Annotated in this window: 25 protein-coding genes; 11 read left to right on the forward strand and 14 right to left on the reverse strand. The window is 43.7% G+C overall.

The features are described from left to right. Window positions 1-16: 16 nt before the first annotated feature. The 6 genes from CAL7507_RS21370 to CAL7507_RS21395 all read left to right on the forward strand — a co-directional run bounded on the left by CAL7507_RS21370 (window position 17) and on the right by CAL7507_RS21395 (window position 7,316). Complete coding sequence (locus CAL7507_RS21370) at window positions 17-1,354, forward strand: O-antigen ligase (RefSeq protein WP_015130575.1); 1,338 nt, start codon at window positions 17-19, stop codon at window positions 1,352-1,354. A 31-nt stretch (window positions 1,355-1,385) separates the two neighbouring features. Continuing rightward, window positions 1,386-3,425, forward strand: coding sequence for a tyrosine-protein kinase domain-containing protein (locus CAL7507_RS21375; protein WP_015130576.1), 2,040 nt, complete (start codon window positions 1,386-1,388; stop codon window positions 3,423-3,425). Continuing rightward, window positions 3,422-4,777 (forward strand): hypothetical protein, encoded by a 1,356-nt coding sequence (locus CAL7507_RS21380; RefSeq protein WP_015130577.1) that lies wholly within the window; start codon window positions 3,422-3,424, stop codon window positions 4,775-4,777. Before CAL7507_RS21375 ends, CAL7507_RS21380 begins: the two co-directional genes overlap by 4 nt. Before the next feature lie 516 nt (window positions 4,778-5,293). Then, complete coding sequence (locus CAL7507_RS21385) at window positions 5,294-6,490, forward strand: type I restriction endonuclease (RefSeq protein ID WP_015130578.1); 1,197 nt, start codon at window positions 5,294-5,296, stop codon at window positions 6,488-6,490. 185 nt (window positions 6,491-6,675) lie between these two features. Then, window positions 6,676-7,023, forward strand: coding sequence for a hypothetical protein (locus CAL7507_RS21390; RefSeq protein ID WP_201447855.1), 348 nt, complete (start codon window positions 6,676-6,678; stop codon window positions 7,021-7,023). An 8-nt stretch (window positions 7,024-7,031) separates the two neighbouring features. After that, window positions 7,032-7,316: a type II toxin-antitoxin system VapC family toxin gene (locus CAL7507_RS21395; protein ID WP_201447856.1), complete on the forward strand. Its 285-nt coding sequence runs from the start codon at window positions 7,032-7,034 to the stop codon at window positions 7,314-7,316. A gap of 116 nt (window positions 7,317-7,432) precedes the next feature. Here CAL7507_RS21395 and CAL7507_RS21400 read toward each other — a convergent pair whose 3' ends face one another. The 4 genes from CAL7507_RS21400 to acsF form a co-directional block, all read right to left on the reverse strand. After that, window positions 7,433-8,368, reverse strand: coding sequence for a RimK family alpha-L-glutamate ligase (locus CAL7507_RS21400; RefSeq protein ID WP_015130581.1), 936 nt, complete (start codon window positions 8,366-8,368; stop codon window positions 7,433-7,435). After that, window positions 8,362-9,057, reverse strand: coding sequence for a hypothetical protein (locus CAL7507_RS21405; RefSeq protein WP_015130582.1), 696 nt, complete (start codon window positions 9,055-9,057; stop codon window positions 8,362-8,364). Before CAL7507_RS21405 ends, CAL7507_RS21400 begins: the two co-directional genes overlap by 7 nt. Before the next feature lie 5 nt (window positions 9,058-9,062). After that, complete coding sequence (locus CAL7507_RS21410) at window positions 9,063-9,911, reverse strand: hypothetical protein (RefSeq protein WP_015130583.1); 849 nt, start codon at window positions 9,909-9,911, stop codon at window positions 9,063-9,065. Between the two features lie 171 nt (window positions 9,912-10,082). Next, entirely contained in the window at window positions 10,083-11,159 is a 1,077-nt protein-coding gene (gene acsF / locus CAL7507_RS21415; RefSeq protein ID WP_015130584.1) for a magnesium-protoporphyrin IX monomethyl ester (oxidative) cyclase, read from the reverse strand. Window positions 11,160-11,452: 293 nt separating this feature from the next. On the opposite strand from acsF, the gene CAL7507_RS21420 reads away from it, so the two are divergent. Beyond that, on the forward strand, window positions 11,453-11,947 hold the full coding sequence (locus CAL7507_RS21420) for a TM2 domain-containing protein (RefSeq protein ID WP_015130585.1): 495 nt from the start codon (window positions 11,453-11,455) through the stop codon (window positions 11,945-11,947). A 34-nt stretch (window positions 11,948-11,981) separates the two neighbouring features. Here the strand turns inward: CAL7507_RS21420 and CAL7507_RS21425 are convergent, their stop codons facing one another. Continuing rightward, window positions 11,982-12,515 carry a DUF2996 domain-containing protein gene (locus CAL7507_RS21425; protein ID WP_015130586.1) on the reverse strand — a complete coding sequence of 178 codons (534 nt, stop codon included), beginning with the start codon at window positions 12,513-12,515 and terminating at the stop codon, window positions 11,982-11,984. 150 nt (window positions 12,516-12,665) lie between these two features. On the opposite strand from CAL7507_RS21425, the gene CAL7507_RS21430 reads away from it, so the two are divergent. Beyond that, a complete protein-coding gene (locus tag CAL7507_RS21430) occupies window positions 12,666-13,295 on the forward strand; it encodes a hypothetical protein (RefSeq protein WP_042341450.1) in 630 nt (209 codons plus the stop codon). Between the two features lie 190 nt (window positions 13,296-13,485). Here the strand turns inward: CAL7507_RS21430 and xseB are convergent, their stop codons facing one another. The 3 genes from xseB to CAL7507_RS21445 form a co-directional block, all read right to left on the reverse strand. Then, the gene (xseB, locus tag CAL7507_RS21435) at window positions 13,486-13,719 is read right to left on the reverse strand and encodes an exodeoxyribonuclease VII small subunit (RefSeq protein ID WP_015130588.1); all 234 of its coding nucleotides are present in this window, start codon (window positions 13,717-13,719) and stop codon (window positions 13,486-13,488) included. A 149-nt stretch (window positions 13,720-13,868) separates the two neighbouring features. After that, window positions 13,869-15,116: an exodeoxyribonuclease VII large subunit gene (gene xseA / locus CAL7507_RS21440; RefSeq protein ID WP_015130589.1), complete on the reverse strand. Its 1,248-nt coding sequence runs from the start codon at window positions 15,114-15,116 to the stop codon at window positions 13,869-13,871. A gap of 237 nt (window positions 15,117-15,353) precedes the next feature. Beyond that, complete coding sequence (locus CAL7507_RS21445) at window positions 15,354-15,548, reverse strand: hypothetical protein (RefSeq protein ID WP_015130590.1); 195 nt, start codon at window positions 15,546-15,548, stop codon at window positions 15,354-15,356. Window positions 15,549-15,686: 138 nt separating this feature from the next. On the opposite strand from CAL7507_RS21445, the gene CAL7507_RS21450 reads away from it, so the two are divergent. Beyond that, complete coding sequence (locus CAL7507_RS21450; RefSeq protein ID WP_015130591.1) at window positions 15,687-15,953, forward strand: hypothetical protein; 267 nt, start codon at window positions 15,687-15,689, stop codon at window positions 15,951-15,953. A gap of 115 nt (window positions 15,954-16,068) precedes the next feature. Here the strand turns inward: CAL7507_RS21450 and CAL7507_RS21455 are convergent, their stop codons facing one another. Both CAL7507_RS21455 and CAL7507_RS21460 read right to left on the reverse strand, forming a co-directional pair. Further along, window positions 16,069-16,623: a hypothetical protein gene (locus CAL7507_RS21455; protein WP_015130592.1), complete on the reverse strand. Its 555-nt coding sequence runs from the start codon at window positions 16,621-16,623 to the stop codon at window positions 16,069-16,071. Between the two features lie 79 nt (window positions 16,624-16,702). Next, a complete protein-coding gene (locus CAL7507_RS21460) occupies window positions 16,703-17,083 on the reverse strand; it encodes a hypothetical protein (protein WP_015130593.1) in 381 nt (126 codons plus the stop codon). Between the two features lie 304 nt (window positions 17,084-17,387). Between CAL7507_RS21460 and recA the strand changes: the two genes are divergently transcribed. Beyond that, window positions 17,388-18,467, forward strand: a complete 1,080-nt coding sequence (gene recA / locus CAL7507_RS21465) for a recombinase RecA (RefSeq protein WP_015130594.1) — start codon at window positions 17,388-17,390, stop codon at window positions 18,465-18,467. 137 nt (window positions 18,468-18,604) lie between these two features. Here recA and CAL7507_RS21470 read toward each other — a convergent pair whose 3' ends face one another. From CAL7507_RS21470 to hemL, 3 genes are all read right to left on the reverse strand, one after another. Then, window positions 18,605-19,378 carry an FHA domain-containing protein gene (locus CAL7507_RS21470; RefSeq protein WP_015130595.1) on the reverse strand — a complete coding sequence of 258 codons (774 nt, stop codon included), beginning with the start codon at window positions 19,376-19,378 and terminating at the stop codon, window positions 18,605-18,607. Window positions 19,379-19,980: 602 nt separating this feature from the next. Next, on the reverse strand, window positions 19,981-21,600 hold the full coding sequence (locus tag CAL7507_RS21475; RefSeq protein ID WP_015130596.1) for a serine/threonine-protein kinase: 1,620 nt from the start codon (window positions 21,598-21,600) through the stop codon (window positions 19,981-19,983). A 313-nt stretch (window positions 21,601-21,913) separates the two neighbouring features. Further along, a complete protein-coding gene (hemL, locus tag CAL7507_RS21480; protein WP_015130597.1) occupies window positions 21,914-23,212 on the reverse strand; it encodes a glutamate-1-semialdehyde 2,1-aminomutase in 1,299 nt (432 codons plus the stop codon). 222 nt (window positions 23,213-23,434) lie between these two features. Here hemL and hisIE point away from each other — a divergent pair, with 222 nt between their 5' ends. Next, entirely contained in the window at window positions 23,435-24,085 is a 651-nt protein-coding gene (gene hisIE, locus CAL7507_RS21485) for a bifunctional phosphoribosyl-AMP cyclohydrolase/phosphoribosyl-ATP diphosphatase HisIE (protein ID WP_042342363.1), read from the forward strand. Between the two features lie 421 nt (window positions 24,086-24,506). On the opposite strand, the gene hisD is transcribed toward hisIE, so the two are convergent. Beyond that, window positions 24,507-25,790 carry a histidinol dehydrogenase gene (gene hisD / locus CAL7507_RS21490; protein ID WP_015130599.1) on the reverse strand — a complete coding sequence of 428 codons (1,284 nt, stop codon included), beginning with the start codon at window positions 25,788-25,790 and terminating at the stop codon, window positions 24,507-24,509. Between the last annotated feature and the right edge of the window lie 54 nt (window positions 25,791-25,844).

The raw sequence follows: 25,844 nt of genomic DNA on the forward strand, positions 1-25,844 counted from the left end.
TATAATATTTAAAAAAATGATAGATTTTAGCTCCATTACAAAAACTACTTATCACCAGTCCGAGTCTAAACTCGGTGCATTATCATTTGCTGAAAAATTAATTTATTGGACAATTATCCTCACACCTCTTTGGTGGTTGTTGGGGGCACAAACTATTGTCTATCCAGTTGTGAGTGTGTTGTTGCTATTTGCAGGTTTGAACCTTGATAAGTTGATTAAAAAATCGCTGCCAATTTGCAATTGGACATGGTTAGCAATGACCCTAGTGGCACTGTGGACAAATATTTTGGGGCTAGAACAAATAGGTTTTTATACTGTAAAAACATCTGCTACTTTATTTACTTTGTTTAAAGGTTATTTCATGATATTTGCCTGCATGACTGTACCCTTTTGGCATAGTATTAGAGTAAAAGTAATTACACGGGCTGTATCATGGATGGCAGTCAGCTTCATAGTCGCACTGACTATTCAACTGCTAATACTTGTTGCGATTGGGCCTCACGAACCTTTTTTACCTCCCATAGCCCGGTTAATTCCGGGTGAAAAGGTCAGTATGATGGTAAAATTCGCGATTATTCAGCCGTTTTTTGGTATTCCTTTACCGAGGACAGACCTCTATACTGCTGATCCGCCAATTTTGGGTGTTTCTGCTCTTTTATGTTGCTTTATTTGCTGGGGTGAAAGCAACAAACGTCTGCGGAATTTTGGGTTAGCTGGCTCGTTGCTGGCTTTGATAATTTCTCAAAGTCGTCTAGCTTGGGCGTGCTTTCCCTTAGTATTTGTGATTATTGCTTGTTTTCGGAGTGGTTTGGCTCGACAAGGTTCTTTGTGGTTAGCGTCGTTTACTTCGTTATTTTGTGCTGTGTTGGGTTTGGCTTTGCAAGATGTCATTAAAGCACCTTTAGCAACTTTTAACAGTGCGCGTGCTGACTCATCAAAAGACAGAGAATATGTTGTCAATGCAACTATGGAAGCTTGGAGAGAGTCACCTTGGGTGGGGTGGGGAATTATGGATAGAACAGTAACTTGGGGAAATGGAGCCTTTGAATTACCATTAGGAACCTTTTCTTCCTATGCCCAAGTGCTTTATCTGCATGGATTAGTTGGGTTTGTTTTTTTTGCGATCGCCCTAATTTCTACAGTGTGCAGTTTCTGGGAACCATCGCTGCGGGGAAATCGTAATTGTCAAAAGGCTTTTGCCTGTTTGATCGCTTTATATATATTATGTCAAGCCACAAACTTGACTTGGATGGCAATTTATATTTGGTTCTTTTTTCTGTGGTTGGGATCAATTCTTGCAGATATCCAGCAGCAAAGACGCAAGGTGATGACTTGGGAGCAGCTTTCACTCTAAAATACTCAAAAATTTTTCAGGAATTATGATCATGAATAAACTAGTAGCGATCGCCATTCGACATTGGAAACCACTCATACTTTGGAACCTCCTAGTTTTAGGGACAACTATTACTATTGCTGCCCTTGCACCACGCGTGTGGATGGCGACTACACAGTTAACTGTTCCTGGCTCTAAAGGCAATTTGGACGCTAGTTTAGGTGTACTGGGTTCCTTAAAAAATGGTGGTGCTGATATTGCTAAATCTGGGGATAGCAAATTGAAATTGCAGGAAAGTATTCTCAACAGCGATACTTTAATGGAAAAACTGCTGGCGAATGACCCAGAAAAAGCTAAATTTAAAAGATTAACTCTATACAAACAGCTATTTAAAGTTAGTATAGAAGAATCTTCTCCTATCATTTCGATTACTGCTAATGGTTCCCAGCCAGAATTAGCTAAAGGGCGAGCAAATCGCCTCACAGAATTGTTTCAGCAACGACTGAATGAACTACGTCAAACCAATCGTAATTCTCGTAGGCAGTTCAGTAACAAGGAACTAGAAGAATCTCACAAAAATTTGCTATCAGGACAACAATCTCTAGCACAGTTTCAGCAGTCTAGTGGATTAGTTAATGCCGATGAACAAACCAAGTCAATTGTGTCTACGATTGATAGTTTAACTAAATCTCAATCTGAAGCCCTATCCCAAGCTGCCTATAGTCAAAATCGTGTGGCGACGCTCTCCACTCGCCTGAAAATGCTTCCCGATAAAGCTATCCGATCTTTGAGTTTAGGAGAAAATAAAGAGTACCAGTTTTTTAGAGGCAAACTATCAGAAGTAGATGCAAATTTAGCTAGCATCAGAAGTAAATTTAATGATGATCATCCTCTTATTCAACAACTCTTGCAACAGCGAGAGACATTACTTAACCAGATGAAAAGCCAGATTCAGCAAGCCGCTGCTGGTACGGCTATAGACACAACAGTAAGCAGCGAAGGCGAAGGACGTGCCCGTTTAATTGAACAGTTAATTTTGGCAGAAACTGAAGCTAGCGGTCAACAGCGGCGTGCCCAACAAATCCAAATTCAACTCAACGAACTCAAAGCTAATTTAAATTCGATCCCCGCACGACAAGCAAAATTAGCGGAACTACAACGGAGTGTTGATGTCGCCGAAGGTGTTTATAAAGGTTTAGTTGCTCAAGTGCAGCAAACTAATATTGATGTCTTTGATGTTTATCCCAACGTGGAAGTCTTAGATACACCCAGAGTTGATAGTAAGCCTGTTTCTCCTAAGTTATCTTTAATGGTCTTGAATGCCTTATTAGGGGGCATAATTGGTAGTGTTGCTTTATTATTGCTCCTAGAAAGACGCAACCCGCTGTTGAGTCCCCAAGACTTGCAAGATATGAAGTTCCCGATAGTTGTCTCGATTCCCCGCCTGAAGACTGCGGAACTGATTTGGGAACTGGATGATGACAAACAAGTGAAGTTCCAGCGTTTGGCTTCGGCTGTCAGCTTGCAACCTCTAGAAAACCGCCGTTTGTTGATTACTAGTGCAATGGAAGGTGAGGGTAAAACAACCGTTACCTTGGGGTTAGCGAGAGCGTTGGTAGATTTAGGTTTTCGGGTGCTAGTTGTAGATGGAGATTTTTTCCAGGCAGAACTCAGTAGTAAGTTGGGTTATATCCCACAATCTCACAGCGCTCCTACACCTATTGTCATAGAACCCCAGCTGGATTTATTACCTGCAATTGCCCAGCAAGGCAAAATTTTGAAGTTGGTATCGCGGGGACAGTTTAAAAAAGCGTTAGCGGATGCTGAAGCTCATAGTGTATATGATTATGTCCTGGTTGATACTGCTCCTCTCAGTAATACTACGGCTACAGCCTTGATGACAGCCCAAATTCCCAATGTGTTATTTGTTGTGCGTCAGGGTATCAGTTACAGTAACTGTGTGCGTGACAGTTTAGAACAACTGGCACAGCATCAGGCACAAATTTTAGGTTTGGTGGTGAATGGGGTGGAAACTGCGGCTAAACCTTATATGCAGCGTTTACCTGATGGACTGATGAGTCAATCAACATGATACGACGAAGAGATGTTTTGAAATTGGGGGTATCAAGCGCAGCAGCAGTAACGTTATGGCATTGTATACCCCAGAGAATATCAGCCCAGGCGAATACGCAAGTTAGTGTAGATTGGCAAACATCCGTAGCTAAATCGACAGTCAACATTTTTGGTTCTAATGATTATGAAATTATCTACCCCGAACGGGCGCGAGACTCTGCCTACCAAAAATTATTATCTGAGTTGAATATTAGATTAGTTCGCATCCATCAGGGTGGATTGAGCGATCGCTGGTCGAATGCCACCACTAAAACCTGGGATATGAGTAAAATCAAAGCAGGCTACGATGCATCCTATCCCCAAAAACCAACCATTGTGCAAAACATCTCCGGTTGGACGCAATGGATGCGCCAAACTGCCGATGGTTTGTTAGATCCCTCAGAATACGATCGCTATGCGGCTTTTTGTGCCGAATTAGTCGTAATTATTAATCAACGTCTAGGTCGCAATGTCCAGTATTGGGAACCCTTAAACGAACAGGATGTGCGCTACGAAAAAGCGGGAAAGCTAGACGAACTTTGGCGCATCTACAACAAAGTCGCCCAAGCCATGAAAGCCAAAGACCCTCAAATTAAAATTGGCGGGCCTGTCCTGAATTGGGATGAACCAAACCGACTGCGATCGTTTCTGCAAAACTGCAGACCCCATGTAGACTTTATCTCTTGGCATCGTTACGCTACTGGTGATGCTAATGAGTCTACAGACAAAATCATGGCTTACACGCCTAATTACGGTCAACAGGTGCGGGAATTTAGGAAAATCACCCAACAATATATTCCCCAGCGTCACATACCCTTATTCTTGAGCGAATACAACATCAACTACGCTTGGGATTCAGGCGAAAAGCGGCAAAATAATCATATTGGTGCAGTTTGGTTTGCTTCTGTCCTCAAACATCTCGCAGAAGCAGGCGTAGATATGGCGACCTCCTGGCATTTAAAAGACGGAATTTATGGCATGATTGACCCAGCCAATCGCTTGCGCCCAGCTGCAACTGTATTTTCCTGGGGAATCAAGTATTTAACTGGTACGGTAGTTAAGACAACAAGCAATAACTCCTCTATTGAAGCGTTGGCAGTCAAAAATGACAATGGGGGAGCGTCTTTACTCTTAATCAATAAATCTGCACAGCCGCAACAACTCACCTTTACAGGGATATCGGGGATAAAACTTCCTGAGATGTTACCTATTGTTTATCTCAATACCAATGGTGTCAAAAAAGAAGCTATAGCGAAAACAAAACTCTTAGGAAACACTTTTAATTTGTCAGCCTATTCTCTAGCTTTAGTGCGTTTATCTGGTAGCCTGTAGGTTTTATTGATGACCGGAAGAGGCAGGGGGAAAAAGCCCTTTCCCCCAACGTGCTTTTCGTCGGTGCGGAACACGGGTACAAGCCCCGTCCCGGTCTTCCCCCTTGCTCCCTTGACCATATTTGAAACAGTTTTATCCTCAAGCTAAACTGTGCCCCTTGTCAAAATGTGAATTTGGAATTGCTGGGTTGGGCTACACCTAAGCATTTGCTATTTTCAAGACCACAATTGCCATTTCAGTAGTCGCTTGACTTTTAAGACAGTCGCTACGGTTTTTTTTGCATCATTTTAGTCCTGTCACACTACTACAACGGCGATCGCACTGGTAGCCTGTAGATTTTCAGCTTCATACTATTTCATCGTTACAAGCTGGTAATTATTTGGGAATACTTTTATAAGAGTGACACACAGGGAAATGAGGCTATAGCCTTTAAATCGGCTATGCTCATCACCGTATTATCACTGCCATTACTCAAAAATAATTGTATTCATACCTAAATAACCAGGAGTAAGCATAATGGGATTCACCGAAGATATTGCCAAGGTTTCTGAACACGTTCGTAAGCGGGCTGATCAGGTTGTTGGGGAAGAAGCTGCTAAGATGGCGTTGATTGTTCCTTTCTTGAGCGCTCTTGGTTACGATGTGTATGATCCCAACGAAGTAATGCCAGAATATGTGGCAGACTTTGCTACTAGAAAAGCAGGACAGTTTGAAAAAGTAGATTATGCCTTAGCTATCAACGGTACTACAGTTATGCTACTAGAAGCAAAAGCTCGTGGTCAAAAAGTTGAGGCACATGATGGACAATTAAGAAAATATTTTAACGCACTCGTAACAACAAAAGTCGGTATCGTCACGAACGGTATTGAGTACCGTTTCTTTACTGATCTACATAGCCAAAATATAATGGACAATGAGCCATTTTTCGCTTTTAATATCCTTGAATATGATTCAAAAGATATTGATAATCTCAAATTTTTTCATCGTGATAACTTTGATGCGACAGCTATTACAAGTCATGCTGAAGAAATGGTATATGTAAACGGCATGACTCAGCTTGTGGGAAATCTTTTGCGCTCTCCTTCTGATGAATTTATTCATTTTTTAATAGGCAAACTTGGAACAATTTCTCCGAAGTACGAATTTAAAGGAAAGAAAAATTCTAATGTTATTGAAAAATTCAAGCCGATTGTCAAAAAATCAATTCAGGGAAGTTTAGTAGATTTGATGACACGTTCACTCAATCAAGAGATTTCTCAGCCCGTAGAAGAATTAGAACAAGTATCCGAAGAAGAGGATAAACCAGAAGAATCCCAAGAATCAAGAATAGTGACAACGGCTGAAGAAATTACAGCTTTTGAGAAAATTAAAACCATAACCAAAGCTTCAAAAAATTACAATTTTGAACTCAAATATAAGGATACTACATCCTACTTTGGTATAAATCTTGGTAAATCAACATGGTGGTTTCTACGTCTTTATCTGTCTTCGCAGAAAAAAAGTTTTATTATTCGGCTAAATGTAGATGAAGTAAAGTCCTTAGCACCAAATTTTGAAGTGCAGGAAGTGACTGCTTCTCTGGGAGATGCGGCATCGAAAATAATCATTTCGTCAGCCGATGATTTCGATAAACTTGCATCACTTATTCTTAGAAGTTATGAAGTAGAAGCTTCTAAGCATCAAGCATTGATACCAGATGCAAAATCAGCTTAACTGCCAAAATCAGGCGTTGCTAAATCAGAATATGAAATACCAAGTATACCTTTATTTTTCTTTGTACATTTGCGTCTTTGTGCCTACCCTGGGGGAACAATTTCGTCGAATGTGTGAGATAAATTCATATCTCAATTCAGCAACGCCCACCGTCACAAATCTCATACCATTTTAGATTTTTGATTTTGGATATCGCTATTCCCAACCCAGCACCTACAGCACCCTGCGCTACAATAGCCAAAGCCTTCCATTTCTGGGGCGATAGTGCCATGACTCCACAACTCCAGCAAATCCTCCACAGCCTCAACCAACTCACCCAGTCAGAACGTTGGCAAGTATTTGACTACCTCGTCAACCATCTCAAAAATTCTCTCACCCGTTTTGATGTCCTCGATCGCTCTGCCTCTCAACAACCCCCAAAACGCTCACCCCAGGAAATCTTTGCATCGACCCAAGGCAGTTGGAGCCACCAAACTCGTGACGAAATCGATGCTCAACTTGCCTCCCAACGGCAACTAGATTGGGGCGAGTAAGCGAAAAGATGATGAAATATCTTTTCGACAGCAATATCCTGATTTACCACCTCAGAGGTAGCCTTAATCAGCGCGGTAGCGACCTGATTCTTGAAGGACTGACGGGAGAAGGAGCCTACTCGATTATCTCGAAAATCGAATTGCTCGGCTTTAATCAAACCCCTGCCGAAGAGCAACAAGCCAGACTATTCCTTTCTGGGCTGCAGGAACTGGAACTAACTTCCGATATTGCCGAACAGACAATTCAACTTAGAAAAAACTACAAAATCAAGTTACCAGATGCTGCGAACTGACAAGTCAGCGCTTGCGCTATCGTCGCCACTGCGCTCATCCACCAGTTAACACTAATCACCCGAAACACCAGTGACTTCCTCAGAATTGCAGGGCTGAATATCATCAACCCCCTCACCTAATTCCCGCTTACTAACAAACGAGCGATCGCATGACTAATCGGTTGACCTGTCGCCTGTTGGTAATAAGAAAACCCAGGAGAAGGATTGACCTCGAAGCAATACCATTCATCATCTGGTGTCCGGCGTAAATCTATCCCACACAGCGGTAACCCGATGGCTTTTGCCATTACCCAACAACGCTCTTCTATCTCTTCCGGAATCCGAGCGGCGCGAATCTCGGTACTTTCATCGTCCTGCGCTGCATAGCGGTAATCATCGGCTTGGGAAATCACCTCGGAGGCAAAAACCTCTGTACCGACAACATGGACGCGATAATCGCTACCGGGGATATATTGCTGGAACTGCGTTGGACACCAAGAAACGTTTGTCAGACGGTCAAAATGCTCTGCTCCTAAACGGGAAACCTTGCTGCGTATACCACTGACTGATTTGTAAATAACATTACCGTGCTGTTGCCAAAATTCTTTCACAGCTTCGGGGTCGGTAGTGACGAGGGTTTCAGGAACTTTAAAGCCCAGCGAGCGAATTTGCTCTAGTTGGTAAGGCTTGGAGCTATTAGGAGCCATAGCTGCTGGGCGATTGAGTACGAGGGCGGGTGTAATTTCTGCCCAACATAACAAAGTATCATCAAAGGCGATCGCATGTTGCCAAGCCCGACTATTCACACCAGAGGCGACAATTTGCGGCAGACGGCGCGAGTCATAGGGACGAATATAAGCAGCGGTGATGTCGCTCAAATCAACTTTTTCGCACCAAGTACGCAGTTGTCCTTGAATGATGGCATCTGAGGAATTACTGACAGTCAGTTCAATTTCCGTCTCTAAAATATCTCGTTGGTCAAGCAATATTGTCGGTACACCCAGCCGAGTCAGTTCTGAGTGGACTGCTGCTAAAGGCGGTTCATCGGCAATTCCCCACAACAAAATCAGCATCTAGCATTACCTCCACTCAAATACTCAAAAATGGCATCGGCTACTTCTGGCGTAGAAGTATCAGTCGAGAGGTCAGCACCCAAAAATTCGTCACCACTAAAATGAACCGTTAATAAGTCAACTTTAGCCGCATCAGCGAGATTTCTGGCATAATGTGCGAGGGTTTTGTCTACAGCACCTAAGCAGCGATTACCCACTACAGTCACCGTTGCTGAAGGCTTTGGCAAAACTTGCGGCACAATATTAGGTGATAGGATGACTTGTCGCTGTCTGGGACGTACCGGAATACCTATTTGGGCGGCTGCATAAATCCATTGTTCCGCGCGCCAAGCCGGGCCTAACAGGTATGTTGGTGTTGGTCGGTTCAATACAGGACATGGCAATTGCGATAGCCAGGAAATCAGAAATGCATTCATTTCCGCAGCCACATAGGCCCGGTCATCAGGGACAATGTGGAGCAGTTCTCGCTCAAAAATACAGGGTAGGCGAGTGAAAACACCAGTAATTTTTTCCAGTGCCATCGCCTGACCACCAATTACGGCTGTAGAATCCTGAGGAGAACTCAGGTAGTGTCGCCATCCAGCCACCGATAAGTCTTCACATGTCAGCAGGCTGGCACCATGAACCGCCCAACGAGCAACCAGCGCCTCAGCGGCTTTATCATGACGACTGGCGACAACAACTAGCATGAGTTCTAATTCCTTGCTTGATTGACTATTTGTTCACCAACGCTGGGGCGTTCTTGGGACTGGATAAAAGATTTCCCATTTGCTAGACGCTGTTCTAAATCATCCAGTCGTTGCGCCATCAAACCGAGTATTTGTTGTGCGCCATTTGAGAACACTGGAGTGGGAAATTCGATTGGGCCTGTTTCAGATATTTTGGGATCTGGAATTGTGTCGGGGATTTTGTTCTCGATTTCTTTAATTTCGTTCTTTTCTTTAATCTCGCCCTTCTCTTTAATCTCTTTAATTTCGCTCTTTAGTTCTTTGGCAGGTTTTGCTGGGCCGAGGAGTGTAAATTTGCTACTACCATTAGCTGTAGGTAAAGCATACGCTAACTGGTCGAAGTCAGGAATAGCGACGGCTAAGTTTTGAGGTAGGAATGTACCTCTGTGTTCTGGTGTCAATAGCAAGTCAACAGAATTTGGCGCAAAGGGAGAAATTAAGAAGATTTCTGCATAGCCGCGAATTTCTAGGTTTTTGGCTGCTAGGACTTCTGGCTTACTCACATCGGGTAGTAAGGTAATCAACGCTGTATCGTTAGCGGGAATACCGACATTAAAAGTGAATCTTTTGGGATCACCGACAACGGAAGTTAGGTCACTAAAAATGTTAGCACCTGTGACATCACTGATTGTCACCGTGTCCGCAATATTTAACTCAGGTGTCGTTGCAGTGAATTGCAGTCTGAGTCTGACATTAGCATTGCTAGTATTAGCAATGGTTAAAAAGTAACCTTGAACGACGGTACGAGCTACAGCAGCCGGACCAACGGGTGAAATAGGCTTGACTAGGAGTTCAAAGGTTGATAAAAGAGCCATATATTTACCTCTTGAGTACATATACAACCTAACTGCCTATACCTATGGACGGACAGTACCCTTGCGGGTGATATTTAAGACACAAAAAAAGTAGCTTAGAATACAATTTTTCTCATAAAAAAAATGGCTCTGTTAAACACAGAACCACTAAAGCTTTTACACAACTAAAACTTAGCGAGCTAGTCCTTGAGCAGAAGCAGCATCAATCGGCTTCATCAAGTACAGCCGCAGTAATTGCCAACCCATAGAGGTGAAAACTGGCAATTTTTGGAAGAATTGCAGGAATTTAGGAGTTTTGGAATTAGCGATCGCACTCAATTTTGACATTTTGGTGACACAAATATCCAACCGCTGATAAAACTCTGGATTCTCTACATCCAACATCAACGGGAATACCCGGCCTGCTGTTTCATTGGTCTTCTGAATCACATGGATGTCATATTCCCGTGCATCAAGACCCATTGAAGCGTAAAAATCTTTCCGCTGGATGTCATTGAGATACATCGTCGCAAACACCGACAACAGGAAGAAGCGACTCCAGAGGCGCGCTTTCCAATCATTCAACATTTGCGGCTGGGATTTCATCACCGCATCAAAGAAATCACCATGACGGTTTTCATCCTGACACCAGTTTTCAAAGAACCGGAAAATTGGATAAATTTGGTCTTCTGGATGTGCTTCTAGGTGACGATAAATGGTGATATAGCGCCAATAACCAATTTTTTCGGAAAGATAAGTAGCGTAGAAGATGAATTTCGGCTTAAAGAAGGTGTAGTCGCGACTCTTAGTCAAAAATCCTAAATCTAGGGAAAGATTAAAGTCAGACAGCGCCTTATTTAAAAAGCCAGCATGTCGTGCTTCATCCCGCGACATCAAGTTAAAGCACTCTGCTAAAACTGGGCTTTTGTCCTTCAAACGGCGTCCCAGTTCCTTATATAGCAAAAAGCCTGAAAACTCAGCCGTGCAAGAACGTTCGAGAAATTCCACGAACAATTTGCGAGTTTCCCCATCAATATGATCCCAGGATTGTTCAAACTCTGCATCCCGAACAAAATGATGGCGGTTGTAGTCAACACGAAACTCTTCCAGAATGGCTCTCAGCTCGTCTTCATTGACGGAGATGTCCATCCGCGCCATTTCATCAAAGTCGGTGGTATAAAATCGCGGTGTTAATAGTGTTTCTTTCGCCGGGACTTTAACTCCTGGCCGCAATTCTTCAAAGCCTGGTTTTTTTAGGGAATCTACCATGTCTTGATTTCTCTTTTGTCTTTATTATCTTAAGTACACCAGAGAGCCAAGGGTTTTGCTCTTGCAAGGCGCAACTAGACGACAATACACTATTTGCATTTGTATAAAATTCAGTCTACCAAGGTGTAGGGTGAAAACTTGTAAGCAAAACGTTAAGAGTTGCAACAATACCCCAAGTCATACGGAATTGAGCATCGGGAATCGGTAGTTAGGCAAGGTTTACTCTAGCTGAAACAAAACAGCATCAGAAAACCGTCTCAGAAAGTAAGAGCGAATCCAAGGGGTCGAAAAAAATGAATGTGGAAAGCAACACCAAAAAAGACCGTCTTCTTGTCTCCTACATTTTATGTGCAGCCTGGTTTTTCGGCTTCGGAGGACTACACCGTTTATACAATGGCAAGATTGGCACGGGTGTGTTGTGGCTCTGTACTTTTGGTATTTTTGGCATTGGACAGTTCATCGATGTGTTACTCATCCCTGGTATCGTTGACGAATACGATTTGAAACTCAGGGCTAGCACGGGATTATCTCCCTTGGGTGTGCCGCTAAATCAGCCTGCTGTAGCCTCTCAGGTTTATCACCCAACTGGCAACCAACTGATGGTGAAACTGATCGAAGCTGCAGAAACCAGAGGTGGAACCCTAACTGTCACCCAAGGTGTCAAGGCGACAGGAGCCAGCTTTGTGGAAGTAGAAACTGCGCTTAAGGAAATGCTCAAATCAGGTTACGTCAAAATAGACAACGACCCCATTACAGGAGCCGTCGTCTACCATTTTCACGAGATTTAAATGGGGGAACTGTTAACTGTTAACTGTTAACTGACTAATTCCTACCTAGCCACTTTTGACCGTTCAAGCGCTGGACTAAGCCAAATACCATTAAATCAAGGGTAATTTTGCGCTCATCAATTAAGAATGACTCGAGTGTGCTAGGTTTTTTACCTTCATTACAAGAAAATCCCTTTTTCCCTTGAATGTCTTCGTCGGGGAAGTATAAGTTAAACTGACGCGCACCGTTTTGCCAACTACCGATAATTTGCCAGTATTCTTCGGCTGATTCAAAACCAGTGATGGGAAGTTTCTGTTTAGCAAAAGATAGTTGTAAGTCGGGTACACCTTCGTCGGATATGGCCTTTTGCACAGCTGGTAAGTAGTTTTGCTGGATGAACTCCACAAACGGCTTATCTTCAACAGCAGGGGGTTTTTCCTTTTTGGCGGCGGCTGGTGGTTTCTCCCCTGTGGCAACTTTGGCGGCGGCTGGTGGTTTTTCTTGTTTAGTTGGTGGTGTAGAGTCCTTGGGATCTGGCTTGTTGGGAGCTACGTCTCCCGCTTGATCGTGATTGGTTTCTTCTGCCATTGCTCAGGTCAATCCTTTATCTAGCTTTCAGAGCGATCGCTCACCTTGTGGTGTTAGTCATTTTTATTTTGACATATGAGTCATCTACAAAATGCCACAATTTATGATTATTCTGGGAATACGCATACTGCAAGGCGGAATTCAAAAACCATGAATCATCAAAATTGGCTGTCTCGCGTAGCTCTAATATTTGCCTTGACCTTTAGCCTGACATCCTTCACTACTTTACTAGCGATCGCCTCTCCTGCTCCCAAAAATAGCCCAGTTGTGGAAACACAAACTAAACAACTCCGCCCAATTAAAATCACATCTCAGGAAATTAGTCAAGTGCAGCGGGCATTACCACAACGCAAACTGCTGATTGAACACGCATTCCGAGTGAATTTACCAGATTTTGGTAGTTGTATATTTGTACCAGTACAAGAATTTTCCCAGAACCCCAAAAAAGCCAAGCTCTCATTATATCTAGTCAAGAATAACCAAGTAATCTACACCTTTCCGCAATCTCAACAGGTGCGACCTTGGAATCTCATCTCACTCAAAGCTGTATCTTTTCTCGAACTAGATTTTGATGGGCCCGATGAAGATGGAATTCTCCTAATTAGTAACTATACTGCTGCTGGCAAATCTCAAACTTTCCCTGTCGCAACTCTTTATCATAGAGAAAAAAACGGATTTAAGGTTTATGAAGATATTAGTAAAAAGCTGACTCAGCGGAAGGTAAAGACAATTGCTGAAGCCGAGAACATCTTAAGAAAAGATTTTGGTTTCATACCATAAATATTGTCATTGGTCATTTGTCACTTGTACTGAGCGCAGTCGAAGTATTGGTCATTTGTCATTTGTCATTGGTAAGGGGTTTAAGCCTGTTTATGTTTCGTAATATAGTTTGATTTATTCTTGCCTACTGCCTATTCCCCATACTTCGACTACGCTCAGTACAAGTTCCCTATTGCCTATTGCCTTTTCACTAATCACCACTCAAAGTTTCAATCAACAAATCTACCTGCTGCTGTCGCTGCTGCAAGAAACTTTCGCATTGACGTAAATACTCAACTGCAGTGGCAAATTGGTCAAACACCGCTTCTAACTCCAATTCACCCGCTTCAATCCGAGCAATAATACTTTCAATTTCATCCACCTTGACCTCATAATTCCAACTTTCCGTAGAGTCAGAATTAGCAGCATTCTTACGTTTAACCATTATCAGTTATCAGTTATCAGTTATCAGTTATCAGTTATCAGTTATCAGTTATAAGCCAGAGTTCCACACGTCTAATGATTACTGAATGGAGTCAAAGTAAGGTGGTAGGTTTTAGAGGTTCAATCCCTGACTGAAACCATGATAACTGTTTACTGTTCACTGTTCACTGAATTTACTTGCTTAACTTCTACTTTAACCTCACCCTTTCCCAACTGAATCAATAACTCATCCCCCACAGCTAATTCAGCCGCAGAACGAGCGATCGCCCCATTTTCCTGTCTCACCACCGCATAACCACGCTGCAACACCGCTTTCGGATCAAGACTAGCTAACTTTTGCCGCAATAATTCTAGATGTTGTGTTGCTTGCTGCGATCGCCTCGTTGTTGCTTGTAATAATTGCTGACGCTTCCAAGTTATTCTCTCCACCTCTTGCTGAACTTGCCGATCTAACCGCAAATGCCGCAACCGATTTTGTAATACTTGCAGTTGATTTTTAGCCGTTTTTTCAGAGTTCAGCACCGCTTCCTGTAAAGCAGTGACACGCTGCCGATGCTCAATATACAATTCAGACAATGCAGGTACAACCGTTTCCGCCGCCGCAGTTGGTGTATGCACACATGCATCTGCAACTAAATCTGCTAAAGACTCATCCCGTTGATGACCAATACCAGTAATTACTGGTATAGAACAATTAGCCAGCGATCGCACTACTCGTTCATCATTAAAGCAAGCCAACTCCTCAACCGCACCGCCTCCCCGCGATAAAATTAGCACCTCGGCACGTCCATCTCGTTCTACCCGTTCAATAGCTTTAACTATAGATTCTGGTGCTTGCTCACCTTGTACGGTTGCAGGTGAAAATAAAACTTGTAAACCTGGATACCGTTGTCTCAGGGTTTTTTGAATATCACCCCAAGCCGCCGCTGTGGGTGAAGTGACAACAGCGATCGTTTGGGGATGTCTAGGGAGCGATCGCTTTCTCGCCGCATCGAACAATCCCTCAGCCAACAAGCGATTGCGTAACTGTTGATAGCGCAGCGCCTGTAACCCTTCGCCAGCAGGTAAAGCCTGCCATACTGATAACTGATATTCTCCCCTCTGCGGATACAGCCGGATACTACCCAAAATGATTAACTGTTCACCAGGGACAGGTATCTGTGCCAGTTTCACCAATTGACTATTCCACACCACACACTTAATCCCTGCTGTCCCCTCTGGATCTTGCAGTGTGAAAAACAATCCACTACGGTGGTGATTTGCACTAGAAACTTCGCCAGTCACCCAAACTTGCCGCAATTGCTCATCCTGTTCCAACAGCAAGCGGATATAGTCAGTCAACCCAGCCACAGAAAGCGCAGTATCAGTAACGAGAGCGTTGGGAAAGTCGAAAGTCATCAAAGATGCCTGAAAGCATTGGCTGCAGAGATTTTAGCATTTTTCATGAAAGCCAGTTTATCCTAATCAACGGCGTTACTGAATCGAGGTATGAAAGTTGAAAATTCCATATCTCTCTTTTCTTACTCTCTGCGCCTACTCTTCGAGAACGACTTCGTCGAATGCGGCTCTGCGTGAGACAAATTCATACTTTCATTCAGTAACGCCTAATCAACTTATGTCGCGTGCAAGATGTGATTAGTGAGAACTTATTGCTGCAATATCAGCTTCAGCTTTGGCAATCAGCTTATTTAGTTTTCCCGATGTCAAATCATCTGCGATTTGCTTGTCCCAAATTTGTTCTAAATATTCTTCCAGCCAAGCAGCTAGGTGACGAATATCATTTTCCGGTAGTTGTTTGATAGCAGCTTCGACTTCCGGCAAACTACCCATATCTGAGTCGATACCTCAATACTTTCCTGATTTTATCTCATGATAGAGCGATCGCCCTAATCACGGGGAATATATTCTTGAATGCTGCGATACACTAAATTAAAGCAATCTCAATATTTTATAGAAGGTTAAATCATTATGGAAAAAATAGAACTTGAACTAGATAGACTTACTTTTGAGCGAGCCAAAACTCTAGCAATAGTTAATCATTCAACCCTACCCGAATTGATTACTCACATAATTGAACATTTGGCGAAAATTCAAGAAAACAAAGATCCATTGATGGGATTATATGCTGATGTCCCAGAAATTGTTGATGAAATTGTCGCCGAAGCAATGGAAAAAAGAGGACATACAGTATCAGATGAATATAGCGGTTTTCAGATCAGTGAAGTACAGTTTTAAATTGTAAAAGCCCGTAGGGTTGGGGTTTTCCCGTCCTCGATTGTATGTCACTGAGCGCAGTCGAAGTGTTGCACCCGACCGAAAACCGCTATAAAGTCGAAAAGTCCCTACTGCCCTAATCGCGGGGAATATACTCTTGATTGGCATAATCTTGAGGTTTGTCATAGTAGTTAGCTACCTTGACGATGCCATTGATAGACAAAACAATCGCTACAGCTTCTTTGGCGCTCCAAAAATATTCTACTAAATTAACACTCTTGTCTTTCGCACCAGAGCTTCCCAAAATCTTTACTACCTCTGGATAAGGTGTCCCAGGCTTCAGAGATTGCATCTTATTCCACAATTCCGCTAGTGGTTTATCGAATTTGTCTGGTATCTGAGACTGATATATCTCTTGAAACTTAACACCAGTTTTGAACACCCGAAAATCAAGAAATATCTTATAGTTTTTTCCCGCCCAAATATAACGCTCCCTGGGAACTTGCTTCAGAGGTTTCCCCATTATTTTCAGCGCCTCTTCTATCTTCATATTGCCCCTAACTCGCTTTGCTTTCTTCAAGAAGGCAGTAGTGGCTTCTTTACTCAAGCTAGGTGCTGCTACGAGACTAGAACTGATGCTGCTAATCAAAACGGTAGTTCCAAAACCAAGAATAAATAACCTTCTCAACATAGAGTTTCTCTGGACTTGTCACAATATCTATAATGTATAAAATATTACTCAAATATCTCTAAACCGTCCAGCCTAAGCTTCAAGGTTCCATCAAACCACGTCTAACAGCTTCACTCAAGGCGGTAGCCTTCCGCAAGAATCCTTCCTGATAAATTTGCATTAGGGTTTTTAACTCTGAACACTCATCTTCAGTAAGCCTACCTGCTTGTTGGTGATCAAGCAGTTGACTCAATCGGGAATCCTGTTCCGGTTCCATTTGCAGTTCGGTTAATGCCAGGATTTGTTCATTGGCAAGCGCTGAGACAGGCTCAATATCAGTGGCGTCTGCACTAACAAGCGGAATTGAAAGTTGAATGGTATCTGCTAAAATGCTGGCAACATCACGATTTGCTAATTTTGCAAAGCGCTCGGCACGTTGGTAAATCTCGTCTGACAGGGTAATCGTAATTCTGGTACTCATGGCAGTTATGAAGATTCTTCTCTATTCTCTCTGGCGATCGCTGTTTCTCTCAACTATAGAATCATGTCTCTGAATGTGGGGGACTACCTCGTTATACCCAGCCAAAACAAGCTATCCGTAAATACAAGTTGCGATCATTGTGCAGAAACACCCCAATCGGGTAGCGATCGCGTTAAAATCTTGTCACACATACTTTTTAATCTGAGAACTACTATTACAAATATTTTCTGGCTAAAATAGTATATCTGTTCTACTCAGACTCCAAACCCTACACTACTTAAAATCCATATACTTAGAGGCAGGAATGGCTATCAACACCGATACTTCTGGCAAGCAGAAAGCTCTGAATATCGTACTTACCCAGATTGAACGCAGCTTCGGTAAAGGAGCAATCATGCGCCTGGGTGATGCCACCCGGATGCGGGTAGAGACAATTTCTACTGGGGCGCTCACCTTGGATTTGGCATTGGGCGGTGGTTTACCCAAGGGGCGGGTAATTGAAATCTACGGGCCGGAAAGTTCCGGTAAAACTACGGTAGCGCTACACGCACTCGCCGAAGTGCAAAAAAATGGCGGCATTGCAGCCTTTGTTGATGCTGAACATGCCCTCGATCCTACCTACGCTCAAGCACTGGGTGTAGATATTCAAAACTTGCTGGTTTCCCAACCTGATACTGGCGAATCGGCTTTAGAAATCGTCGATCAGTTGGTGCGTTCCGCTGCTGTCGATATCGTAGTCATTGACTCCGTCGCAGCATTGGTTCCCCGCGCAGAAATTGAGGGTGATATGGGTGATACCCACGTTGGTTTGCAAGCGCGGTTGATGAGCCAAGCCCTACGTAAGATTACTGGCAACATAGGTAAATCTGGCTGCACAGTAATTTTTATCAACCAGTTGCGCCAGAAAATTGGTGTCACCTACGGTAGCCCTGAAACTACAACTGGTGGTAACGCATTGAAGTTTTACGCCTCGGTACGTTTGGACATCCGCCGGATTCAAACCTTGAAGAAAGGTACAGATGAATTTGGCAACCGCGTTAAAGTCAAAGTTGCTAAAAATAAAGTAGCGCCGCCTTTCAGAATCGCGGAGTTTGATATTATTTTTGGTAAAGGGATTTCTACGTTAGGTTGTTTGGTTGATTTAGCAGAAGAAACTGGTATCTTGCTCCGCAAAGGTGCTTGGTATAGCTACAACGGTGAGAACATTTCCCAAGGTCGGGATAATGCGATCAAGTATTTAGAAGAAAAGCCAGAATTTGCTGAAAAAATTACGCAGCAAGTCCGTGAAAAGCTAGATAAGGGAGCTGTTGTTTCTGCTAACTCTGTGGTTAAAACTAGCGAAGAAGACGAAGACGAAGAAGAAATCGATTTAGACGAGGAATAATACGAGATCCCCGACTTCTTTAAGAAGTCGGGGATCTAAACACAACAAACCTCTCAAAACTAATAGGGAATTAGTAACTATTCCTCATACACAAAAACTCCAGCCTCTTGTGGGTGGAGTTTTTTATTTTGAATCACTTAGAGTTTTTGTTTGCTAAATAAGCGGTCTAAAATGTCTGATTTTTCTTCTGCACTGAAGCTGCTATGCTCATGTCCCATCTCCTCAATTAAGCCTGACTCTCTAGCAGCCTCTAGAGAATCATTGAGGTTTTGTGTCCGATGTTTTTGTTGCTCATGCTGACTATTCAGTATTTTGACTGAATTACTATCCATTCGCGGCACAAGCTGCATGAGTAATTCTATGGCGACAGTTGGCAGGGTGCGACAGAGATGATTCACAAAAAAATCAAAAGTTATAGTCCCTAGACGGATGCGATCGCCATCTTTAAGCTTGATTGGCTGATAAACGGGTTCACCATTCACAAAAGAGCCGTTGGCGCTGTTAAAGTCGAATAAATAAAAGCCTTGATCTTCAATATATTGAATAGCAGCGTGGCGATCGGATAGATATTTATCAGCAATACAAATCCCACTGTTCCCATCTCGACCTATCGTCCAAATTCCCTGTGGCTGTTGTAAACGTTGCGTCTTATTTTCACACAGGTTAGTAACCACATAGACCTTAGAAGCATCTACTACACCCTCCACATAATGCGACTTCACACCTGTGAGCGATCGCTGATCTAAATTTTCTAACTGGAGAATTTCATCTAAAAGGCTGGTATGGTGTTCATACAACTTCCGGAATACTTGAAATAAACCTAATTGCTGTTCTAGTTCTTGCTCTTGTAACTCAGCCATCATCGGCGAGCTTTTTGCTGTGAACACACGTGACTTACTGATTTCGGTCATTAATATTTCTTTTCAGCCTACTATCAGGAATAACTGTTTTTACTGGCTGCTGTTATCTGAAAAATAGATCAGCAGCAGATTTTTAAGTTTTTTTAGCTTGCAGTCAAAGTTTTCCTGGTTTTCGTTGTTTTGAAAAATCCTGATAAAAAGTTTTGTAACACGTTATTTTTTATTGTAAATTAAGTTTTCTTAATTGTGATGCATCACAATTATTAAAATTTTATTATATAATCACGAAAATGGCAAAAACTATAGTAAACACTCAGCCTCTAGCCTCAAAATCCTAAGACTAAGTAAGTCGGCACAATAAAATCAAACTATATTATGTGAATAAAAATGAGCTAGGCTGAAACCTTTCTACTTAGTGCCTTATCCAGCGACAATTATTCACGCCGACTTACTAAAGTAATTGAGATCAGGCTGCCCACCGTCGCATTCAGCCGAAAACATCAAATCTGAGTATTCAGTATTCTCGTACTCGAAAGTCCTCTATCATATCATGTCGGGCTGATTAATTATGAATCCCGCATCAAAAACCTGAAAACTCTTTTTCCCCCTGTTCCCTTGCAGTCTTCATGATAAGTCTTTCACCGGACACGATATCACAACAAGCCCCGCTTACCATTGGGGCGCACAGTCAACCAATTGGTTTTAGCTAGTGCGAGCTGCTCTTCAGAAATTTTCGCACCTGTAAGATTAGCTCCACACAGATTAGCTCCTCGGAGATTAGCATTACTGAGATAAGCATAGCTAAAGTCAGCACCTCGGAGGTCTGCGCCTTCTAAGTCCGCGTTGTTGAGGTAAGCCTTACTGAAATTAGCATCTCGAAGATTAGCGTAAGCCAGATTGGCTTTACCAAAGTCACTGTTGCGTAGATTAGCTCCCTGGAAGTTAGTTTTTCGCAATTGAGCCGAATGGAAATTAGTCTCAGATAAATCAGCACCTTGCAGGTTCAACATACTCAAATTGTGTAGGGCAAAATCTCGCCTTCCCTTGAGATAAGAGGTTAGTAAACTTTGGGTGTCTAACTTACGTGCGACTTGAGAATTTTGACTTTGCGAACCATTGCTGTTGCTGCTACCCAAAGTAGCTTGCTTTGCTGTCAGACTCCCTGGTTGCATTCTGGCTGTATGCAATCCAGCTCCTTCCGCGGCCTTAGCTCGTCTAGCTCGAATTGCTGCTGCTACCTGTGCCACTCCTGAGCTAGTAAAACTTGCAGAAGGGTTATTACACAAAATACCAGAATCATCCCTGTGGTAATGTGCTTGTTCTTTAACAGCTAAATCAGATTTAATCAGTAGCCCTTGAGCTAGACTCTCCAGGTATGGTTCCATCTCCAGCCCCCTGAGTACATCATCAGCTGACTGGTAACGGTTGCGTACTGACACCTCTAACATTTTCCGCAGTACACTTTTTAGATGGTCGCTCACTTGTACAAGCTGCTCCCACATCATCTCACCCGTTGTGGGACTGTATGCCAAATCTTTGGGAGATTTGCCAGTGAGCAAATAAATGCATGTTACTCCCAGCGCATAAATATCGCTAGCATAAACTGGACGCATCGCCATCTGCTCTGGAGGTGCAAAGCCAGGAGTTCCGATGGCGTATGCAGTTAATGCTGTATGTTCCGATTGGTTAGTTATCGCTTGGGTGACTTGGTTTTTGACAGCGCCAAAGTCGATAAGCACCATTCTCGCATCTTGAGTGCGACGAATTAAGTTAGCTGGTTTGATATCGCGGTGAATCACCTTGCGCTCATGGATGTACTGCAGCAATGGCAGGATCTCACTTAAAAATTGTTTGACTCCAGCTTCGCTCAAGTTGCCGTTACGTTTGATCTCCTGTTGTAAAGTAGCACCACTGATGTATTCCTGAATTAAGTAGAAGTGGTGACCGTCTTCAAAATAGTCGAGAAGCCTCGGTATTTGGGGATGATTGCCAATTCTACCTAGGGTTTTAGCCTCTCGTTCAAAGAGTTCTCGCGCCATCTGCAAAACCTGTGGTGCGGTTGTTGAGGGGCGCAGTTGCTTGATTACACAACTCGGTTCTCCTGGTAGGGCTTGGTCGCAAGCTAAGAAAGTTGCGCCAAAGCCACCCTGACCTAATGGTTTGATCACTTGATAGCGATCGTTCAACAATAGTTGCGAGCCACAAGACTGACACTTTTGGCTATGTGCCAAATTTTCTGGATTGGGACAAGTAGGATTTAAGCAATAGCTCATGCACCGTCAACTCGCTGCTCAAAATAATCATGGGAAGCGTTGCACTCTCTTTCCATTATTGAAAGCAGAATTAACTTATGCCAGGTAATTTCTGCGGGAAATCCTTTGAAGAGTTGCTAAAGTTAGACCAGGTTAGCGTAAAGCGATCGTAATTCCACGCAGGTTGATTATACTTAGGCTTACACACCAGACTTGAAATTGCTGAGTCCTGAAATAAAAAACACTTATCCCCAGTCCCAATCCCCAGTCCCTTTTTCATGTGATCTATTGAGAGTGCTGAGTAAAAAATACTCAACACTCTTCATTGCTTTGCTTACAAACTAGACAACACGTCCCGTGCGACAGTTAAAGTCTGCTCAATATCTGCCTCAGTATGAGCAAAAGACGTAAATCCGGCCTCAAACTGAGAGGGCGCTAGATAAACACCGCGCTCTAACATACCGCGATGAAAGCGTCCAAATTTGGCTGTATCGGACTTTTTAGCATCTTCGTAGTTATGCACTGGGCCAGAGGTGAAGAATAAGCCGAACATAGCACTGATTTGACCACCGCAAGCTGCATGACCAGTTTCTTGAGCAATTTGCAACAAGCCATCTGAGAGTTTCCGAGTAATCTGGTCTAGATACTCATAAGTACCTGGTTTTTGCAGCAATTCTAGAGTCTTAATCCCAGCTGTCATCGCCAAAGGATTACCAGAAAGAGTTCCTGCTTGATAAACAGGGCCCGCAGGGGCAATCATTGACATGATCTCTCGACGACCACCATAGGCTCCTACTGGCAAGCCACCGCCAATTACTTTGCCCAATGTGGTTAAGTCGGGGGTGACGCCAAATTTCTGTTGAGCGCCTCCATAAGCAATGCGGAAGCCAGTCATTACTTCGTCAAAGACTAACAATGCTCCATGTTCATGGGTGATTTCTCGTAAGCCTTCTAGAAAACCAGCATCGGGAGTAATGAACCCTGCATTACCCACGACTGGCTCGAGGATGACACCAGCAATCTCGTCGCGGTGTTCTGCAAACAATGCTTTGACAGCTTCTAGGTCATTGTATGGTGCTGTCAGTGTGCTGCTAGTTACCGATTTTGGTACTCCTGGTGAGTCTGGTAAGCCGAGTGTAGCTACCCCAGAACCTGCCTTGACAAGAAACATGTCAGCGTGACCGTGGTAGCAGCCTTCAAATTTGATGACTTTTTCTCGGTTGGTGAAAGCCCGCATCAGCCGCAAAACTGCCATACAAGCTTCTGTACCGGAGTTGACAAATCTGACCATTTCGATGCTAGGGACGGCATCGATGACCATTTCTGCCAGGACATTTTCCAAGGCGGAGGGCGCACCGAAGCTAGTACCTTTTTCCAAGGCTTCATGCAGGGCTGCAATTACCTCTGGATGGGCGTGACCGCAAATAGCAGGACCCCAAGTGCCTACATAGTCGATGTATTGGTTGCCATCTACATCCCAAATGTATGCGCCTTTAACGTGATCAAAAACAATGGGTTGTCCACCGACGGATTTGAAGGCACGCACTGGGGAACTCACTCCTCCTGGCATGAGGTTCTGAGCAGCTGCGAAGATTTCTTGTGATTTTGTAGTTTTAATGGTTGTATTTACCAAGATTTTCTCCTAGCAGTGGGGAACAAAAAAAGCTCTATCTTAGGATAAGATGAAAGACTGCTTAGAATTCTTATCGTATAAAATTAGCTGCACCCAGAAGATGACATTATGTTATGCAGGTGTTGGGGAGTAGGCGACGATCGCTAAAAACTCTGCTGTCTGCTCAATTGAGAATGGTATCGTGAATTCATGAATCATTCTCATGAACACAAATTAGCTGGTATGTTTTCTACTGATTCGCACTCACTGCACCAGGCCATCCCTATTGAAAAGATTCGCTACGATGAACGGGGTCTGGTGCCAGCAATAGTCCAAGATTATCTCGATGGTGCTGTTTTGATGATGGCGTGGATGAGTCGGGAGTCGTTACAGAAGACTTTAGACACGGGAGAAACTTGGTTTTGGAGTCGTTCCCGTCAGGAGTTATGGCACAAGGGCGCGACTTCTGGGCATATTCAAAAAGTCCAAAGTATCCGGTATGACTGCGATAGTGATGCCCTATTAATTGGGGTAGAGCAGCTAGGAGATATTGCTTGTCATACTGGTGAGCGTAGCTGTTTTCATCAAGTGGATGGGCAAATTGTTGCACCACCAGGAGATACATTATCCCAATTGTTTCAGGTGATATGCGATCGCCGGGATCATCCAAATGAAAATTCCTATACTTGTAAGTTATTCGCGGGTGGTGATAACAAGATTTTGAAAAAGATTGGTGAGGAGACTGCTGAGGTGGTGATGGCTTTTAAGGATGATGAACCTGATGCGATCGCTGGCGAAGTCGCAGATTTGCTCTATCATACTCTCGTTGCTCTAGCTCATCACCAAGTTGATATCAAGGCGGTGTATCGCCAGCTGCAAGAGCGCCGGAAATAAAATTAGTTAGGGAATGGGGAATGGGGAAATGAAAGCAGCAAATTATACATGATTGCTATCATACATACTTCTCAAGCAAGATGTTTTAGCAACGACGATAATTTTAGATTGTATGTATACTTTTACCCTGAGTGAATTTTGGGCTTGGTTTCCCTCCCAAGCCCTTTTTCATGTCTATTGATGAAGAGGCAAGGGTAGGGGTATTTTCCCCCTGCCTTTTAACGCACAATTTCGGGGGAAATTTTTTGCGCCTTCAGCCCTAAATACGTTGTTTTTCTTTGCGCCTTTGCGCCTACCCTGCGGGTTCCGCTTGCGGTATGCGTGAGATAAACCTCTTGACAAATCTAGAACAACAGCGAATGAAACAGCCCTGCGCCCCTTGTGGGCGGTCTAACACTCATCACTCAGCACTCAGCACTCTTCATGGTGTCAGCCGCACCGCCACACTACCTGCGTGAGCTGGCAAGCCTTCTGCTTCTGCTAGGGTCACGGCTGCTTTGCCGATCGCCTGCAATGACTGTTGATTGCATTCTAAATAGGTAATCCGCTTGAGAAAATCGTAAACACTCAACCCAGAGGCAAAACGGGCTGAACGGGCGGTAGGTAGTACATGGTTGGGGCCTCCTAAATAATCGCCAATGGCTTCTGGGGTATAGCGTCCCAAAAATATGCTCCCCGCACACCTAATCTGATTAGCCAGCAGTTGTGGCTCGTCTACGCACAATTCCACGTGTTCTGGAGCGAGTTGATTGAGTAACGGTATGCTTTGCCCTAAGTCACTGACTAGAATTACTGCTCCATGTTCTTGCCAACTGGCTCTAGCTACTTCTTTCGTCGGTAAGTTAGCGAGGACTTGTTCAACCGCCGAAATCACTTTCTGAGCAAATATTTCCGAATCGGTAATCAAAATTGACTGGGCACTAGGATCGTGTTCTGCTTGTGAGAGTAAATCCCAAGCAATCCAGTCGGGATTATTTTTGCTATCAGCGACAACCAGAATTTCTGAGGGCCCAGCTATGCTGTCAATGCCCACGGTGCCAAATACTTGGCGTTTGGCTTCAGCAACGTAAGCGTTACCAGGGCCAACTATTTTATCTACAGGGACAATGCTTTGAGTGCCATAAGCTAAGGCGGCGATCGCTTGCGCCCCACCAATACCGTATATTTCAGTTACACCCGCAATTTGAGCGGCTGCCAATACTGCGGGATTAATCTCGCCCTTCGGCATGGGTACTGTCATCACAATCCGCTCTACGCCTGCAATTTTGGCAGGTAATGCGTTCATCAACACAGAACTGGGATAGCTGGCGCGTCCTCCAGGTACGTAAATTCCCACTTGTGACAGGGCTACCCAATTTAATCCCAATCTCACCCCGACGCTATCAGTAAAATCCACATTTACTGGCAATTGCTTGTCATGAAAAGCACTAATTCGCGACGCTGCCAGTTCCAGTGCTGATTTCACCTCTGCGGGACATTTGGCGGCTTGTTCGGCAATAAAGCTATCAGTGAGACGCAGCGACTGGAGGTCAAAATGGTCGAAGCGGCTGGTATATTCTTTAACTGCTGCATCACCACGAGCTTTGACATTAGCCAAAATATCTCGGACTGTCCCGCTAACATCAACTGTAGCTTCCCGGCGATCGCTCACGAGTGTGCTAAATTTGGCTGAAAAGTCTTGATCGGTGGTTTGAAGTAGTTGCATGGACAGTATCTTGGCAGCGGTAAGGTCGATAATTTTAGTTTAAAACGGTAAGCA

The sequence above is a fragment of the Calothrix sp. PCC 7507 genome, from assembly GCF_000316575.1.
Taxonomy (GTDB): Bacteria; Cyanobacteriota; Cyanobacteriia; order Cyanobacteriales; family Nostocaceae; genus Fortiea.